The following is a 13,445-nucleotide window of genomic DNA, read 5'->3' on the forward strand; positions in this document are numbered from 1 at the left end:
AAAAGCGAAGCGCTGATTTTCATGTCAACGTTTCGCTTTTTAATTTGTCAATATTATGCAATTGCAACAGAATGTTCCCCTAGTACTGATTAATCATTAAAATGGCCATCAGCAATTTCAGCTAACGTATCACGAGAAGGAATAAAAAATAACTGACCAGATAAAATATCAGAAAAGCTCAATAAATAATCAGATTTTTCAAGCATATTTTCCAACATGCCCTTCGTAATTGTCCAATGACGTGAATAACCCATAAAATAAGTCCCAGTTTTACCAGATGCTGGTTCTGAAAACGGGACGTTCATTCGAATAATTTTTTGCTCTTCTCCATCTTTTTCTAATTTAGAGGTGACATTATGGGCATTCTTAAACTTATCTTCATCTGCCAACTCAAGATCTGTAAATTTTTCACGACCAATAGCCTTCTCCTGCTCTTCCGTCTTAAGATGCTGCCATATAGCCATATTATGAAGCCATTTTTGTGCGAAAGCATATGATCCGTTGATAAATTCTTTATCTTCATCACCAACTAGAGCATATGGCGCTGCATCTTCAACCGCTGGTGCCTCTGTCCCATCTATAAATCCAATAATTGCGCGTCCTTCAAAATAACGGAAACCTTTGGTCTCATCGACAACGGTTGTCACTTCTTTTATGAATCGCATAAATTGTGTCTGCGCTTCATACACAACAGCTTCATTACTGGCACGAATATGAAAAAATAGATCACCCTCAGTTGCCGGCATACTATACTGTGGTCCTGATAACGATTCATACGTTTCTAATTCAACCGGTTTCGGCTGATCAGGAAATAAAAAATCCCACGCAGAGTTACTGAATCCAAAAGATACCTTTAATTCTGATCCAGCTGATTTTGAATCACGAATTCTTAAGGATCTAATGATTGCTTGAGAGCGATCGGCAAATTCTTGAATCGCTTCCTGTACTTCAGTTTGGTTGGTCCGCTTTAATTTTAAAACAGTGAATTGGACATGCTCACCAATATCTTTCCAAACATCTTGTGCTTTTGATGGTTCGATTGTCATTTTTGATTCCCCCAAATATTTATTCTTACTCTATAATACATCATATTTTATTTTTTATCAAGAATGATTCTAAATTAAAGTTAATACTATTATTATCGAGTTTTTTATTTAATCGCTCACATGTTGAAATATTCAATGAACTAGTTTAGAATTATTATAAATAAGACCAAAAAGGAAGTCATTATGTTTAAAAACATCCGTCAACTAACACCATTTTCATTGATGTTACTAACCATTTCATTTATCATGTCAATTAGTCAGTCAACAATGACTACAGCCTATCCAATATTAATGCAAAGCTTCAACGTTGGCGCCACTACTGTGCAGTGGCTCACGACAGGTTTTATGGTGGCAATGACGCTGGTCATGCCGCTGAGCCCTTGGTTACTAGACAATATAAACTTGAGGCCTTTACTAAATAGTATTGTCGCCGTTTTTTTAGTCGGTACGGCCATAGCTATGTTGTCAACAAATTTTTTAGGCATTATTATTGGCCGTTTGCTTGAAGGTATGGCTGTAGGTGCCCTATTTCCAACATTTCAAAGCGTCATCATGGAAAACACAACAAAAGAACAACGCGGTCTCACAATGGGTGTTGTTGGACTCGTGATGGGATCAGCACTGGCTGTCGGTCCTATTATTTCTGGTGTTGTTTTACAATGGGTGTCTTGGCGAGCTTTATTCGCCTTGTTTTTCTTTGCCTTATTGATTGTAGTCATTGCCTTTCAGCACGTAATCAAAAATACGCATCCCATGCAACAGTCCAATTTTGATTGGTTGTCTGCCACAACACTCATTGGTTTTGGTGGCATTTTGTACGCTATTGCAAGTCTCCCCAGCACCGGTTTTAATTTAAACTGGTGGCTTATTTTGATAGTAAGTATCCTCCTACTGATTGTTTTTGTTGTACGTCAGCAAAAACAATCACACCCTTTTTTAAATTTAACCGTCTTTAACTATCAAGGCTTTTTACCCGGTTTACTCCTAACGGGTATATCGTATTCTGGTTTGATTATTGCAACTGTATTGATGCCACTTTTTTATCAACGTGTCTTTTATTTGTCACCATTGTGGTCAGGGCTATTAATGGTGCCGGCGGCAATTTTTCTCAGCCAACTCAACCCACGTGCAGGCCGTTTATTAAATCAAATTGGTTTGAAGAAGTTAGTTTATATTGGTATGTCTATGATGATCATCGGTTACGCCTTACTTGCCGTTGCCGGAACGACTTCTTGGTTCTATGGGCTAGTCGCTGCTATGCTGTTAGAAGGCGGTAACGCGTTTGTTATGATGCCATCTGTCACGGCTGCTAACAACGCCTTACCAAAAAATCTAGTCAGTCATGGTACGGCACTGATTACGACCATGCGCCAAGTTATTGGGGCTAGTAGTGTTGTCGTAGCAACTATTTTAATAACTTATTTCAATGAACACGTTTCAATTGGCCACTCGTTAGTACAAACTAGTGGTTGGTTTATCATCGTCCCAGTTGTTGGTTTGTTATTAGCCACTAGGCTTAAAAACCATTCTCAAGACTAATTATAACTGTCAATTGGGGGTTCATTTTTTAACGAAAAAGTTGTTACGCATGAAATAATGCGTAACAACTTTTTATGTTGGTATTTGTTTAATATAGACATATTTTATAAATTAGGTAACCAAAGATATCGAGCCAAATCATCAATAACAACATACTCATCTCGTCGTTAATAAATTTCTTGCATTGATTCAGCTGAGTTGTCAAACGATACCCTTGTTGCTTAGCTTTTTTAATACGAGTTGCATCTGACTTCCCAGATAATGTTGTTTCCTGATGAAACGACTGCCCTTCAGCTATATACGATCGCATTTTTAGCACAGCATTTTTTTGCGCCAGACGCTTGGTCATATGAATCATCTGAATTTCCACCCAAGCACACTAACTCTTCATCAGCATTCACACGATTTCCGCGAGTATTCTTAAACCAATCATTTTCTATACCATACAACGTTGATTTCCCGGCACCGTTAGTCCCCCGCAACTAAGATGTAGTTTTTCATAGAACAAACTTGCTTACAATAATCTTCTTCTGATCTTGCGCACGGTAATAATCTTTTAACTTCAATAGAAATTCTAATTTATCTTTAGGTAAATTAGATTCTAACAGTTCCCCAAAATCACCGTTATCATACATTTTACGCAATTCATCTTGCATATCTGAAATTTTTCTTCTTTAGTCATTTATATAGCACCTCCTGCAATTATTTTTATTCTATTGTCTCACACAAATACAAATAAACCTATTCACACACTTTTTCAACTAAATTCCATTCTCGAACATCTTCGTACCTATTATTTAAACCAACTGATTTTAAAGACACAAAAAAACACTAACTGCATAAGCAACTAGTGTTCTTAAAATTTGAAGCGTCTAACACTTCACGAATCCGCTAAAACATTGATAAAATAAGGCCTGAGCCAAATGTTTATTAACGCTTTGAGAATTGAGAAGCCTTACGAGCCTTCTTCAAACCTGGCTTCTTACGTTCCTTCATACGTGAGTCACGAGTCAACAAACCTGCTGCCTTCAATGCTGCACGAAAATCAGGATCTACTGTCAACAACGCACGAGCGATACCGTGACGTGTTGCACCAGCTTGACCAGAATAACCACCACCAATAACGTTAACTAATACATCGTAGTTACCTAATGTTTCAGTCGTGTTAAATGGTTGCAAAACAACTTCACGCAAGTTAGCGAAAGGAATATATTCTTCGATTGACTTGCCGTTCATTGTGATTTGGCCATTACCTGGAACCAAACGCACACGAGCAACTGAGTTCTTACGACGGCCTGTGCCGGCATATTGTACTGCTGTAGCCATAATTTAGATTCTCCTTTCTTAAATCAACGTGTTGATGTCAAGTGCTTGAGGTTGTTGTGCCGCATGACCATGTTCTGATCCTGCAAACACATGCAAGTTCAAGCCTTGCTTACGACCCAAAGTGTTCTTTGGTAACATACCGTGTATTGATAATTCAAGCAACTTTTCAGGGTTGAATTCACGATAGTTTCCAGCTGTGCGAGCCTTCAAACCACCTGGGTGGTTTGAGTGATGATAATAAATCTTATCAGTGGCCTTTTTACCAGTCAACTTAACTTCGCCTGCATTAATAATAATAACATGGTCTCCCATGTCAACGTTTGGTGTAAACGTTGGCTTGTTCTTTCCACGTAAAATTGAAGCTACTACTGTTGACAAACGTCCCAAAACGACGTCTTTGGCATCAATAATATACCACTTCTTTTCTATTTCACCTGGTTTTGCTAAAAATGTTGTACGCATGTTTGCGCTCCTTTGATTAGTTGTTTACAGGCGTGACCGTTCCTTGTCACGCAATGACAATAAGTTTCCGGGGCTTATCGTGAGGTAAACAATACCGTGTATAATCTTACCTAAAATAAGACGTTTTGTCAATGATTTTAACTAAAGTCACTGACTTATACAGTACATATTAACTATTTAATTTATTTTTTAATAAAAACGATGCTTTAACCTTATCATTTAGCTTATTCTTATGACTTAATCATAATAAATTTCATCTAAATACAGGCCACTTGCAGGTGCAGTGAATCGTGCTTGTTCTCGATCCTTAACGGCAATTAAGCGGATAATATCGTGCACGTCACGTCGGCCGTTACCAATTTCTAACAGGACGCCCACCATGATTCGAATCTGATTGTACAAGAAAGCATTCCCTTCAAAAGTAAAAATCAACTCTTGCTCGCCACTGTTTACCCTCACATCGGCACGTGTAATTGTACGTATCGTAGTGGTAGTTTGATTGCCCGATGCTGCAAAACTAGCAAAATCATGCTCGCCCAATAAATCAGGCAAAGCAATTTTAATACGATCAACGTCCAACTGCCACTGAAAGTGTCCGGTGTAATAGCGTTTAAATGGATCTGTAAAATCTTGTGTCGATACCCGGTACACATACCGTTTAGCGTGTGTATTAAACCGTGCATGAAAATCATTCGCCACTTTATCAACAGATTGAATGATAATATCTCTTGGTAACAGTGTATTTAGTCCCTTGCGTACACCAATGACATTAATATCAAATGGTAAGTCAAAATGTACAACTTGTCCAAAAGCATGAACGCCAGTATCTGTTCGTGACGCGCCAACGACTTTAATGTGATTTGTTGGATTTTTAGCCATTTGGTTTACTGCCTTGTTCAACTCACCTTGTACCGTTCGTTGTCGTTCAACCCCATGCTTAGTTTGGACTTGAAATCCAGAAAATCCTGATCCATCATAGGCTATTATCGCCTTGTATCTTGGCATATTATTTAACCGTGTGCCAAATTATTTTTAAGCACACCTTTCCTCCACTAATTTAACCCACAGATCACCTTAAAAATTATCCATGTAGCCACTCTTTAATTACAAAAAAAACAATAACAAATCCACCAAGTGCGATAAAGGCCATCTTATCTATTTTTTGATAACTCAAAATACGGTATTTGGTGCGCTGTACAGCATCCTTAAACCCACGAACTTCCATCGCATTAGCCAAATCTAAGGCGCGCTGAAGTGCGCCTACAAAGAGCGGTATCAGAAGTGGAATAATAGCTTTTGCCCGTTTGATCGGCCCACCTGTTGAAAAACTCATGCCACGTGATTTTTGCGCATTCATAATTTTTTGCGTTTCATCCATTAGTAGTGGGACAAAACGGAGCGCAATAGCCAGCATTAAAGCTAATTCTGCTACTGGTACCCCAATTTTTTTGAACGGACTGAGAAGAGATTCCAATGCATTGGCAATGCTAGTTGGCGGCGTTGTCAGTGTCAAAATTGTAGACATCAAAATAATCAACACAAAACGTATCATCACATAAATAGCATTTAAAATACCTGGTACTGTGACGTGTAACGGCCCCGCACTAAATAATACGGGCGTTCCTGGTGTAAAGAGTAACTGCAGCACAACAGTAAATAAAATCAACCAAAAAATAGGTTTTAAACCATCCCAGTAAAGCTTGAATGGCTGATCTGTTAATTTAACCATTGCAACAACAAATGCTGCTGTCCAGGCATACGTCTGCCAATTATTCGCCCAAAGCATCACAATGATGTAGATAAAAGTTATTACCATTTTTGTGCGTGGATCTAAACGATGAACCAAGGAATTTCCCGGCACGAAGCGCCCAATCATAATATTATTCATGACTAACCTCCGTATTTATCAAACGCGCTAACTCATTTAAAATTAAGGGCCGTCTGGACAAATGAATGCCATTAGCTTTCATTTTTTCTGCTAACTGCCCAGCCTTTGGTAAATCTAACTTCATCTTCTTAAACCACGCGGCGTCGCGATTAAATAACTTTTCTGGTGTTTCTTGCGCCACCACACGTCCCTCATGCATAACGACGACTTGGTCTGCAACTGCAACAACATGATCCATTTGATGAGAAATAAGAATAACTGTTTTACCTAAACTTTTTAGTTCTAACACTAATTGTAATAACTCAGTCTGCCCTTTAGGATCTAATCCGGCAGCTGGTTCATCCATCACCATTACACTAGGATTACTGGCCAACGTTCCCGCCATAGCAACGCGTCGCATTTGCCCACCTGACAACTCAAAGGGCGATTTGTGCCACAAATCCACCGCAACTCCGACACGTCTTAAAGTGTCCTCTGCAGCCAATTTAGCCTCTGCCTTTGTTGCACCAAAATTTAAGGGCGCGTACATCACATCTTCTAAAACCGTATTAGCAAACAGCTGATTTTCAGGGAATTGAAACGAAATACCAACTTTTTGTCGTAATTTAACTAATTCTTTTTCTTTTGTATGTTTAGTTAATTCAAAATGATCAACAATAACACGACCACTGGTTGGTTTTAACAGGCCATTAATATGTTGAATCAGCGTTGACTTGCCAGAACCCGTTTGCCCAACAATTGCAGTTACAAGGCCTGTTGGCATCTCGAGTGTGACATCATGTAAAATACTTTGCGCCAAGACAGTCCCGGCACCATAACTAAAATTTACTTTTTCAAATGTGATAGCCATTGTATTAATTCTCTCTCATCTAAATAACCATCAGGTTTTGAATCTAATCGCACTGCTAATTCTCCAACAAAGGGTAATTCTAAACCATTACGATGCATCACATCATATTGACCGAACACATCTGAAGGCGAGCCATCTAAAACAAGTTGTCCGTCATTAATGACCACCACTCTATCTGCTAACACGGCTTCATCCATGTCATGTGTGATAGTAATTAATGTTAATTCTGCCCCAAACTGTTGCTTTAAATGCTGAAGTGTTGCCATAATTGTTGCACGACCGTCCGGATCAAGCATTGCTGTTGCTTCATCTAAAATAATGATTTTTGGCTGTAAAGCTAAGACACTGGCTAGCGCCACACGTTGCTTTTGCCCACCAGACAACATATGTGGTTCGCGATCTTTGAAATTTTGCATACCAACTATTGTCAAAGCCTTGTCAATAACGCTAGGCATTTCAATACTTGCCATTTCTTTATTTTCTAACCCAAACGCGACGTCATCAGCAACGGTTGCACCAACAAATTGATTATCAGGGTTTTGAAATACCATGCCAATTTGTTCTCGCACATGATGCACCGTGTCAATATTTAATGGTTCACCAAAAACCGTAATTGTGCCGTTTGTAGCTTCAATTAATCCTAAAATCAATTTTGCCAACGTCGATTTCCCTGAGCCATTATGACCTACTAATGCTACCCATTGACCAGATTCGATTTCCAGGTTAAAGTCATTAAACACCGAGTCGTTATCATCGTAATTGTATTTTAAATTGTCTATTTTAATCGCTTGAGTCATTAGTTATTATTTTATCATAAGTTACACCATTTAGACTATATTTAATTCACGCCCTATACAATGCGCATAATTGATATTTCACAAAGAACTTTTACCCTAAACCCTTTTAAAATAACGATAATTAGTCTATAATTAAATAGATATTTCACAATAATATTAGATAATATACAAAAGGAAGAAAATAGTCATGGCAGAAAAAAATATTGTCATCGTTGGCGCTGGCTTTGGTGGCGTATTTGCAGCAAAAACTTTGTCAAAGAAGTTAAAATCACACAAAGAATACAATATCATTTTAATTGATAAGCATTCTTACTTCACGTACATGACCGAATTACACGAAGTTGCATCTCAACGTGTTGCGCCAAAACACGTACAAGAGGACTTAGAGCATCTCTTTTATCAAGATAAAAACGTTAAGTTGTTAACTGCTGAAGTTAACGGTATCGACAAAGAAGATAAAATTGTCAAAACAACTCATGGCGATATCAACTACGAAAAATTAATTTTAGCAGTTGGTGGTCAATCCAACGACTTTGGTACACCTGGTGTTAAAGAACATGGTTTCGAAATGTGGTCAATGGAAGAATCACTACAAATTCGTAATCATATTGAAAACATTATCGGACAAGGTGCAGCTGAACTCGATCCAGCCAAACGCGCGCAATTATTGACAATTGCGGTCGTCGGCTCTGGATTCACCGGCGCTGAATTAATGGGCGAATTTATCGAACAGCGTAAGGTACTCGCACAAAATTATAAATTAGATGAAAAAGAAATTAAACTTGTCTTACTAGAAGCCGCACCCTCAATTTTGAATATGCTAAAAGATCGTAACTTAGCTGACAAAGCATTTAAATACATGGTTAACAATGGTGTTGAAATTCGTTTAAGTGCTATGGTAACAGGTGTTGACGAAAACGGTGTTCTCTTCAAAGATGGCTCAACTTTGCCAACAAAATCATTAATTTGGACGGCTGGCGTTAAAGCAAAATCCTTTATTTCTGACTGGGGCTTCAAATACGGTCGTGGCGGACGTATTGAAGCAGACGATTACATGCGTGCAACACTAGAAAATGAAGAACCAGCACAAGATATTTACGTGGCTGGAGACACATTATCATACGTTGACGAAAAGACAGGACCTGTCCCTCAAACCGTTGAAGGTGCAGAAAGTGCCGCTCGTGCAGCAGCACATAATATCTTAGCTGATCTTGGTTTTGGTAAAACAAAAACATTTTCTGAGGCTGTCAAGTATCATGGTTTCGCCGTTTCTATCGGTTCTCATTTTACAGTTGCTAGTTTAATGGGTTTGAACTTCTCTGGATTTTTTGCAAGTATTGCAAAACATGGTATCAATTTGTTTTTCTACTCACAAATACGTTCCATGTATTCAATTTTCCACTATATGCTGGATGAATTCTTCCGTACTGAAAATGGCCGTAATCCATTTAGAGGCACAATCTCTCGTCTTGGTAACGTTTTATGGTCCACGCCTTTACGTATCTTCCTTGGGCTCTTTTGGATACTTGCAGCCTTGGGAAGCCTTGGTAGTTTAAATGATTTATTTTGGCAACATGGCCTAGTTAGTTTTATTGAAATTATTACGGGTGCTGGTATTTTACTTGGTTTATTGACTTGGCCATTAGCAGTTGTTTCAATTATTTTAGCGATTACAGCTTGGGCCGTAAATGGATTTGACATGACGCACTGGTTCCTGATTTTTTCAAGTATTGCTGTCATGAATGGTTCTGGCCGTGGCTTTGGTTTAGACTTTTACGTTGTACCGCTACTACACAAACTCTTTGGTGGTCTCTGGTATGGTAAAGCAAAATCGTTGTACGATGAATTAGATAAATAAGTTATAATAATAGCATGCGGAAATTAATTTTTTCGCACGCTGTACATAAATATACGTATACCTGTGTATACATGAGAGAAGTAGAAAAATTGATATGGCAACGCCTACCCTACCTAAAATTTGGGAAACATTCCCTGAACTATCTGACCCACTTCACGCTGTTTTAACAGAAATCTCTGCTAGCTGGCATATTGGTTTTGAAGAAATTGATCGTGCTATTCGCTCACAATTAAATGCCGGTAAACTCGTTCGTCCGGCCCTAACACTTATTTTTTCGCAATTATCAGATCAGGCATATAATAAAAGCGCAATATCTCTTGGTGCTAGTGTAGAACTATTACATCTTGCAACATTAATACATGATGATGTCATTGATGAATCCAAACTTAGGCGTGGCCACGAAAGTATTCAAAGCCAATTTGGTAAGGACACAGCCGTCTACGCTGGTGATTATTTGTTAACTGGTATGTTCTCACTATTAGATAGTGCTAACAGACCCTTTGCAAACAAACTTGCATTATCAGCGTTACAAGATATTTTGTTTGGTGAATTAGTCCAAAAACAAAACCGGTATAATATTAACACAACTTTTCCAAATTATTTTTCTCAAATAAAAGGTAAAACAGCAGCACTTTTTAAATTGAGTGCCACTTTTGGACTAGTTAGTAATAATACCTATAATGAAAATTTACTCGAAACAGTTACTAAGTTAGGCGAAAACATTGGGATTACCTTTCAACTACTAGATGACTACTTAGATTTCGAATCAATGACAGATAATTTAGCATTAGGAAAACCAATTGGTCAAGATATAAGAAATGGCATTTACACCGCACCAATACTATTCGCTTTAGCAGATAGTGATGTCAATACGTCTGTTAAATCTTTGCTTCTTAAACGCGATGACATTTCTGATTCAGATATGATTCTACTACATGAGCTGATTAATAGCAGTAATGCCATGTCCAAATTAGAATCAATACTAACGGAATATAGCGATTCACTAATGACATTAATTACTGCACTTCCTGACACACGCATGCAGGATCAGTTAACTCAACTTAGTCAATTATTATTAAATCGTCATAATTAAAAAAAGTTCTTGAAAGTTATAACTTTCAAGAACTTTTTTTATTGATAACTTTGACTAGTAATTAATCAACGAGTTCCAAGATGACCAATTGAGCGGCGTCGCCACGACGTTGGACAGTCTTGAGAATTCGTGTATAACCACCATTACGTTCAGCAAAACGAGGTGTAACGTCATCAAACAGCTTTTGTAAAGCTGATTGTACTTTAACGTTGTCGCCTTCTTCAATAACATCCGCAACTTCGTTACGGACAAAGGCAGCGGCTTGACGACGAGCTGCCAAGTCACCACGCTTACCTAATGTAATCATCTTATCTGCGGTCTTACGAACTTCTTTAGCGCGAGCTTCAGTAGTTGTGATACGACCATTAATCAAAAGATCAGTAGTCAAATCACGTAACATAGCTTTACGTTGCGAAGACGTACGACCCAATTTACGATATGGCATTGGTGAATCCTCCTTTATTAGTAATTTAAAGACATGTTTTAATCTTCCTTACGGAATCCCAAACTCATTTCAGTAAGTTTTTCTTGGATTTCGTCAAGTGATTTCCGACCGAGATTACGCACCTTCATCATGTCAGCTTCAGTGCGATCCGTCAACTCAACAATAGTGTTGATACCGGCCCGTTTGAGACAATTATAAGAACGAACTGACAAATCCAAATCTTCAATTGGCGCAGAATCCGAAGCATTAACTGCAACAGGTTCTACTTCAACCATAACATTGGCTTCAGCTGCCACTGGAGAAATATCCATGAACAAGTTTAAATGTTCAGCCAAAATTTTTGAACCAAGACTTAATGCATCACTTGGCTTAATTGAACCATTGGTCCAAATATCAAAAGTAAGCTTATCATAATCGTCACGTGAACCTACACGTGTGTTTTCCACATGGTAGTTTACACGTTCAATCGGTGTATAAATAGAATCAACTGCTAAAACACCAATAGGCATTTCATCACGCAATTGTTTATTTTCGTCTGCTGATGAATATCCACGGCCTTTAACTGCTGTGACTACCATATGCAATGACTTACCTGCAGCAACAGTGGCGATATGTAATTCAGGGTTCAAAACTTCGACATCAGCACCTGCTTGCAAATCCGCAGCAGTAACATCAGCCGGTCCTTGAATATCAACTTCAAGGCTACGTTCTTCATCTGAATCAATCGCCAACACAACTTTTTTAAGATTCAAAATAATTTGTGTGACATCTTCGACAACGCCGTCCACTGTTGAAAACTCATGAACAACACCATCAATTTGAACTGTATTAACAGCTGCTCCTGGAAGCGAAGATAACAAAATACGACGTAATGAGTTACCTAACGTTGTACCGTATCCACGCTCAAGAGGCTCTATGACAAATTTGCCATAGCGGGCGCCCTCTTCGATGTTATGAATATTTGGCTTTTCAAATTCAATCATCTGTAATTCTTACCCCTTCTTTCAAAGCAAGAGCAATGAAAATCAATTAAACACGACGACGCTTTGGTGGGCGTGATCCGTTGTGGGGAACTGGAGTAACATCTTTAATTGATGTTACTTCCAAGCCAGCTGCGGCCAAAGCACGGATAGCTGATTCACGACCAGAACCTGGTCCCTTAACAGTAACCGCAACAGTGCTCATGTTCATTTCCATGGCACTTTTTGCTGCTGCCTCCGCTGCCATTTGAGCAGCGAATGGTGTTGACTTACGGCTTCCTTTGAAGCCAAGCGCACCAGCTGATGACCAGGCAACTGCGTTACCCTGGACATCAGTAATCATGACGATTGTGTTGTTGAATGTTGAGTGAATGTGAGCCACACCAGCTTCAATATTCTTTTTTACACGACGCTTACGCGTTGTACGACCTGCCATAATGTTTGCCTCCTTTTCAATACTTTTTGTATAATTTCTCGGGTTAATTTTTTAACCAACATTACGCAACTATGGTTGCGATAATCATGTGCCGTATCGATGAGGATACAACTGAAAGAAATAAATTAAATATTATTTCTTTCTACCAGCAATTGATTTAGCTGGGCCTTTACGTGTGCGGGCGTTGTTCTTTGTATTCTGTCCATGAACTGGCAACCCTTTACGATGACGAATGCCACGGTATGAAGCGATTTCTTGCAATCCTTTGATATCTAATGATATCTTACGACGCAAGTCACCTTCAAGTTGTAAGTTCAACTTGTCAACTGTTGCACGGATGGCATCTTCTTGATCTGCTGAAAGATCACGAACGCGGACGTCTTCTGAAACGCCTGCTTCAACCAACACTTTTTGTGCAGTATTATTACCGATTCCGTAGATGTAAGTTAAGCCAATGACAATACGCTTGTCACGTGGCAAATCAATACCTGCTATACGAGCCATAACAATTTACCTCCTAATTAGTATTTTGAAAACGACAATTATGTCTATTTACAATAAATTTTAAACGATACTGAAAATTTACTTTCCAGCACGTTGCTTATGCTTGGGGTTAACTGCGCATATGATCATTGTGCGACCATTACGCTTTATAACACGACAAGCATCACACATCTTTTTAACTGATGGACGTACTTTCATAATCGATTCCTCCTATTCGGTTA

The 13,445-nt window shown here is 38.6% G+C and carries 17 protein-coding genes; 3 read left to right on the forward strand and 14 right to left on the reverse strand.

Annotation, left to right across the window (positions count from 1 at the left end):
• Positions 1 to 89 precede the first annotated feature (89 nt).
• Complete coding sequence (locus AB3K24_RS08670; RefSeq protein ID WP_367975154.1) at positions 90 to 1,046, reverse strand: Dyp-type peroxidase; 957 nt, start codon at positions 1,044 to 1,046, stop codon at positions 90 to 92.
• A gap of 183 nt (positions 1,047 to 1,229) precedes the next feature.
• Between AB3K24_RS08670 and AB3K24_RS08675 the strand changes: the two genes are divergently transcribed.
• Complete coding sequence (locus tag AB3K24_RS08675) at positions 1,230 to 2,585, forward strand: MFS transporter (RefSeq protein ID WP_367975156.1); 1,356 nt, start codon at positions 1,230 to 1,232, stop codon at positions 2,583 to 2,585.
• An 88-nt stretch (positions 2,586 to 2,673) separates the two neighbouring features.
• Here the strand turns inward: AB3K24_RS08675 and AB3K24_RS08680 are convergent, their stop codons facing one another.
• The 8 genes from AB3K24_RS08680 to AB3K24_RS08715 form a co-directional block, all read right to left on the reverse strand.
• On the reverse strand, positions 2,674 to 2,943 hold the full coding sequence (locus AB3K24_RS08680; protein ID WP_367975158.1) for a hypothetical protein: 270 nt from the start codon (positions 2,941 to 2,943) through the stop codon (positions 2,674 to 2,676).
• A gap of 139 nt (positions 2,944 to 3,082) precedes the next feature.
• The gene (locus AB3K24_RS08685) at positions 3,083 to 3,241 is read right to left on the reverse strand and encodes a hypothetical protein (protein WP_367975160.1); all 159 of its coding nucleotides are present in this window, start codon (positions 3,239 to 3,241) and stop codon (positions 3,083 to 3,085) included.
• Between the two features lie 274 nt (positions 3,242 to 3,515).
• Positions 3,516 to 3,911: a 30S ribosomal protein S9 gene (gene rpsI / locus AB3K24_RS08690; protein ID WP_010389963.1), complete on the reverse strand. Its 396-nt coding sequence runs from the start codon at positions 3,909 to 3,911 to the stop codon at positions 3,516 to 3,518.
• Positions 3,912 to 3,929: 18 nt separating this feature from the next.
• A complete protein-coding gene (rplM, locus tag AB3K24_RS08695) occupies positions 3,930 to 4,373 on the reverse strand; it encodes a 50S ribosomal protein L13 (RefSeq protein WP_367975161.1) in 444 nt (147 codons plus the stop codon).
• A gap of 237 nt (positions 4,374 to 4,610) precedes the next feature.
• Complete coding sequence (gene truA / locus AB3K24_RS08700) at positions 4,611 to 5,378, reverse strand: tRNA pseudouridine(38-40) synthase TruA (RefSeq protein WP_367975163.1); 768 nt, start codon at positions 5,376 to 5,378, stop codon at positions 4,611 to 4,613.
• A gap of 76 nt (positions 5,379 to 5,454) precedes the next feature.
• Positions 5,455 to 6,261, reverse strand: coding sequence for an energy-coupling factor transporter transmembrane component T family protein (locus tag AB3K24_RS08705; RefSeq protein ID WP_367975164.1), 807 nt, complete (start codon positions 6,259 to 6,261; stop codon positions 5,455 to 5,457).
• Positions 6,254 to 7,111 carry an energy-coupling factor transporter ATPase gene (locus AB3K24_RS08710; RefSeq protein WP_367975166.1) on the reverse strand — a complete coding sequence of 286 codons (858 nt, stop codon included), beginning with the start codon at positions 7,109 to 7,111 and terminating at the stop codon, positions 6,254 to 6,256. The genes AB3K24_RS08705 and AB3K24_RS08710 overlap by 8 nt, the downstream gene beginning before the upstream one ends.
• A complete protein-coding gene (locus AB3K24_RS08715; protein WP_367975168.1) occupies positions 7,087 to 7,908 on the reverse strand; it encodes an energy-coupling factor transporter ATPase in 822 nt (273 codons plus the stop codon). Before AB3K24_RS08715 ends, AB3K24_RS08710 begins: the two co-directional genes overlap by 25 nt.
• Positions 7,909 to 8,095: 187 nt before the next feature.
• Here AB3K24_RS08715 and AB3K24_RS08720 point away from each other — a divergent pair, with 187 nt between their 5' ends.
• Complete coding sequence (locus AB3K24_RS08720) at positions 8,096 to 9,766, forward strand: FAD-dependent oxidoreductase (RefSeq protein ID WP_367975170.1); 1,671 nt, start codon at positions 8,096 to 8,098, stop codon at positions 9,764 to 9,766.
• Between the two features lie 94 nt (positions 9,767 to 9,860).
• Positions 9,861 to 10,859 (forward strand): polyprenyl synthetase family protein, encoded by a 999-nt coding sequence (locus tag AB3K24_RS08725; RefSeq protein WP_367975172.1) that lies wholly within the window; start codon positions 9,861 to 9,863, stop codon positions 10,857 to 10,859.
• Positions 10,860 to 10,920: 61 nt separating this feature from the next.
• Here the strand turns inward: AB3K24_RS08725 and rplQ are convergent, their stop codons facing one another.
• The 5 genes from rplQ to rpmJ all read right to left on the reverse strand — a co-directional run bounded on the left by rplQ (position 10,921) and on the right by rpmJ (position 13,422).
• Positions 10,921 to 11,304, reverse strand: a complete 384-nt coding sequence (gene rplQ, locus AB3K24_RS08730) for a 50S ribosomal protein L17 (RefSeq protein ID WP_367975174.1) — start codon at positions 11,302 to 11,304, stop codon at positions 10,921 to 10,923.
• Between the two features lie 38 nt (positions 11,305 to 11,342).
• Positions 11,343 to 12,287, reverse strand: coding sequence for a DNA-directed RNA polymerase subunit alpha (locus AB3K24_RS08735; protein WP_367975175.1), 945 nt, complete (start codon positions 12,285 to 12,287; stop codon positions 11,343 to 11,345).
• A gap of 46 nt (positions 12,288 to 12,333) precedes the next feature.
• A complete protein-coding gene (gene rpsK, locus AB3K24_RS08740) occupies positions 12,334 to 12,720 on the reverse strand; it encodes a 30S ribosomal protein S11 (protein WP_010391465.1) in 387 nt (128 codons plus the stop codon).
• Positions 12,721 to 12,852: 132 nt separating this feature from the next.
• Positions 12,853 to 13,224 carry a 30S ribosomal protein S13 gene (gene rpsM, locus AB3K24_RS08745; protein ID WP_367975177.1) on the reverse strand — a complete coding sequence of 124 codons (372 nt, stop codon included), beginning with the start codon at positions 13,222 to 13,224 and terminating at the stop codon, positions 12,853 to 12,855.
• Positions 13,225 to 13,302: 78 nt separating this feature from the next.
• Positions 13,303 to 13,422 carry a 50S ribosomal protein L36 gene (gene rpmJ / locus AB3K24_RS08750; RefSeq protein WP_367975178.1) on the reverse strand — a complete coding sequence of 40 codons (120 nt, stop codon included), beginning with the start codon at positions 13,420 to 13,422 and terminating at the stop codon, positions 13,303 to 13,305.
• Positions 13,423 to 13,445 lie beyond the last annotated feature (23 nt).

The organism is Leuconostoc aquikimchii, assembly GCF_040838325.1.
Taxonomy (GTDB): Bacteria; Bacillota; Bacilli; order Lactobacillales; family Lactobacillaceae; genus Leuconostoc; species Leuconostoc aquikimchii.